This window comes from uncultured Veillonella sp., from assembly GCF_934190855.1.
Classification (GTDB): domain Bacteria; phylum Bacillota; class Negativicutes; order Veillonellales; family Veillonellaceae; genus Veillonella.
This window is the reverse complement of sequence record NZ_CAKPTN010000186.1, coordinates 1-3,106: the sequence shown is the minus strand read 5'-3', so window position 1 is coordinate 3,106 and position 3,106 is coordinate 1. Positions and strand designations below refer to the sequence as shown.

Annotated in this window: 3 protein-coding genes; all 3 read right to left on the bottom strand. The window is 42.3% G+C overall.

The window, feature by feature from the left end:
- Positions 1–912 (bottom strand): tRNA guanosine(34) transglycosylase Tgt (gene tgt, locus Q0F90_RS08475; protein ID WP_296004742.1); only part of this gene is annotated, 912 nt, incomplete at its 3' end.
- An 8-nt stretch (positions 913–920) separates the two neighbouring features.
- Positions 921–1,946 carry a tRNA preQ1(34) S-adenosylmethionine ribosyltransferase-isomerase QueA gene (gene queA, locus Q0F90_RS08470; protein ID WP_296004740.1) on the bottom strand — a complete coding sequence of 342 codons (1,026 nt, stop codon included), beginning with the start codon at positions 1,944–1,946 and terminating at the stop codon, positions 921–923.
- An 11-nt stretch (positions 1,947–1,957) separates the two neighbouring features.
- Positions 1,958–3,106 (bottom strand): SpoIID/LytB domain-containing protein (locus tag Q0F90_RS08465; RefSeq protein WP_296004738.1); only part of this gene is annotated, 1,149 nt, incomplete at its 5' end.

Below are 3,106 nucleotides of genomic sequence, written 5' to 3'. Positions count from 1 at the left end.
TTCTTCCAAAGGCCCCCAATCATGAGCAAACTGAGCATTTCGAATATTAAGGCGACCATTCCAAGTCATAGCCATACCATTTCGAGCAACACGAGTTGGGTATACGCAGTCGAACATGTCGATGCCGCGTGCCACGCCTTCTACGAGACAGTCTGCAGTGCCAACGCCCATCAAATAACGAGCTTTATTTGTTGGCAATAATGGTGTGGTATATTCAAGAACTTCATTCATCAAATCATGCGGTTCACCTACAGATAAACCACCGATACTATATCCTTCAAAGTCCATAGCTACAAGCTCTTCTGCACTTTGTTTGCGCAAGTCTTTGTACATACCACCTTGAACGATACCAAACATACCTTGACGATCATGAGCTGTACGAGCCTCTTGGCAGCGGTGAGCCCAACGGGTTGTACGCGCCGTAGAGCGTTTAGCATAATCGTGGTCTGCAGGATATGGAATACATTCATCAAAGGCCATCGCAATATCAGAACCTAATTGCTCTTGTACCTTTGTAGCCACCTCTGGAGAAAGGAACTGTTTAGAACCATCAATATGAGATCTAAAGGTTACACCCTCCTCAGTGATTTTACGCATGTCACCTAAACTGAAAACTTGGAACCCACCACTATCAGTTAAAATAGCTTGATCCCAGTTCATAAATTTATGTAAGCCACCAGCTTCTTCTACTAGTTCAGGACCAGGACGAAGGAATAAATGGTATGTATTGCTCAAAATAACTTGAGAACCCATCGCCTTTAATTCCTCTGGCGTCATAGTCTTAACTGTAGCTTGTGTACCTACAGGCATAAACATAGGTGTTTGGAAGGTGCCATGTGGCGTATGCAGTAAACCTGCTCGTGCCCCTGTATGAGGACATATTTTTTGTAATTCATAAGTAATACTCGCCATGGTCCCTCCTAACGAATAAACATAGCATCACCAAAGCTAAAGAAGCGATAACGCTCTCTTACAGCTTCTTCATAGGCCGCTAAACAATGTTCGCGACCAGCCAATGCACTAATTAACATTAATAATGTAGATTGAGGCAAGTGGAAATTAGTGACCAACGCATCAATCATCTTAAATTTATAGCCTGGATAGATAAAGATTTGTGTGGTCCCACTAGTCCCTTGCAGTATACCTTTATCATTTGTGGCAGATTCAAGAGTACGCACCGATGTAGTGCCTACCGCAATAATACGAGAACCATTTTGTTTAGCTGCATTAATACGGTCTGCTGTATCTTTTGACACTACGAAGAACTCACTATGCATTTCGTGATCCTCAATAGTTTCTGCCGATACTGGCCTAAAGGTACCTAACCCAACGTGCAAGGTTACGAACTCGAGCTCCACACCTTTAGCTTTTATTTTTTCTAAAAGCTCTGGCGTAAAGTGAAGCCCTGCAGTTGGAGCTGCAGCAGAACCTTTCTCCTTAGCATATACCGTTTGATAACGATCTTTATCTTCTAACTTTTCATGAATATATGGAGGTAATGGCATTTCACCAATTTCTTGTATCACATCATCAAATACACCATTGCAAGTGAATTCAATGATACGACCTCCAAATTCAGTCTTATCTATTACAGTCCCACTTAAGCGGTCGTCAAACTCTATGACTTGACCAACAGGACATTTTTTACCAGGTTTAACAAGGCATTCCCAGCGGTTTTCACCACATGGCGTTAGGAGTAATACCTCCACCTTGCCACCAGAGCCTTGACGATGGCCATATAATCTCGCAGGGATAACCTTCGTATTATTAAATACGAGTACATCACCTTCGTGGAGTTCTTCTAGCAAATCGTAAAAATGCTCTTTATGCACAACTTCACCCGTTACCTTGTCCAAGGTTAAGAGCCGCGCTGTATCACGAGGTTCTACAGGATGTTGAGCAATCAGTTCCTCTGGCAATTCATAATCAAAATCTGTAACTTTCATCGCAATCCTTATTAGTACATTTTCTTCAATGTAATGCCACTGTAGTAGTGACGCAAAATAGTTTGGTAGTAATTAGCATCCCCTGGAGTAGCACGCTTAGCCATTTCCGCAGCGCCCCATTGAGACATACCAAGACCATGTCCCCAACCGTGGCCTTTAATATAGACAGTATCATTATTGCCCGTAAAGTTATGATATGCCTTACCCGTGCCTTTAGCAGGGTTGTGATTTACGTAGAAATCAAATAATGTAGATTTTAAACCTAAAATACTACGCAAAGAATCGCCATCTACCGTCGTTTTCCCGGAGGTGCCTATGAAAGTAGCACTCTTAATACGTCCAGACACACCGCGGTCAGATGTTTGTTGACCAGGCTTACCAAGTGGAGTCAATTGAATGCTCTTTAATTTGCCAACTCCTTTACTTGCTGCATTAAGCTTGCTTTCAAGAGCTTGACGAGATGTAGTGACGGTCCAGTTTGATGTAGATGTACCAGTACTAAAGTCTTTTACACCTTTTAAATATGGAATGTCATTCCCCCAAACATTGACGCTATCCTCTGTATAGCCGCCACCATCGGAGTGGAATAAAGCATTGATAGGACGTTGGTTATATAGCATAACTACGCCTTTAGTTTTATTTACCGCATTTGTTGTAGCTTGATACTCGCCACTCACACCACTATATACTTGGTGATCCGTAGAGTTACTCACATCATACAATTTGCCTTTATTTTGTTCCATCGTATGAAGAGCATACGTACGAGCAGCTACAGCTTGAGCCTCCAAGGCTGCTGCTGGCCAAGATGGTACTACCTCTTGAGGTACAACACCATATAAATACTCTTCAAGCGGTACGGAGTTGATAACCATCATTGTACCGTTGTTAGCACGTAATGTAAGACCACCACGGTAGCCTTTACCTTCAAACAAGAATGGTGCATCACTATTAGTCGGTTTCAATGTAACTACCGTATCAATAGCTTTACCATTGACAGCAATCTTACCACCGCGAATACCAACAGATGTACCTTTATTAGCACTAATCGTGCTAACTTGACCATTGCCACTGTTCAACACAACCATATTAGCTGTAGATGTAACAGTAGCATCAGAACTACGACTACCTAATAGAACACGTACATTCGGCACATGTTCGAT